1 protein-coding gene is annotated in these 298 nt (G+C 50.7%); it reads left to right on the top strand.

What is annotated here, in order from left to right; translation table 11 throughout:
* Positions 1 to 162 (top strand): class I SAM-dependent methyltransferase (locus B3P58_RS10355; protein WP_286717379.1); only part of this gene is annotated, 162 nt, incomplete at its 5' end.
* Positions 163 to 298 lie beyond the last annotated feature (136 nt).

Raw genomic sequence — 298 nt, 5'->3', positions numbered from 1 at the left:
GCCTGTGCCCGTTGCCGGGTAGTGGTGAAGCGGGCACGTAAAGCCGAGCCTCTGGCGGGTAAAAAACCAACCTTTGCCTTAACCGGTAAATCCAACCGCTTTGATGTTTATGTTAAAGCCAAAGTTGCTCCCTGGAATCCAGAAGATACTGACGCTGAATAAGCGCTTTGCTACAGATTACAGATATAAAAAAACCGGCAGATGCCGGTTTTTTTATGCTCTGAACAGGCTTAAACGCTGCGCAGAATGCTCTGACGCAGAGCGCCATCCAGCACTTCTTCCAGTGCGCTGGTCAGCG

Origin of the sequence: Thalassolituus sp. UBA2009 (assembly GCF_002335285.1) — a bacterium.
GTDB lineage: Bacteria > Pseudomonadota > Gammaproteobacteria > Pseudomonadales > Oceanobacteraceae > Venatoribacter > Venatoribacter alkanivorans.
This window is presented reverse-complemented; position numbering and strand designations above follow the sequence as displayed.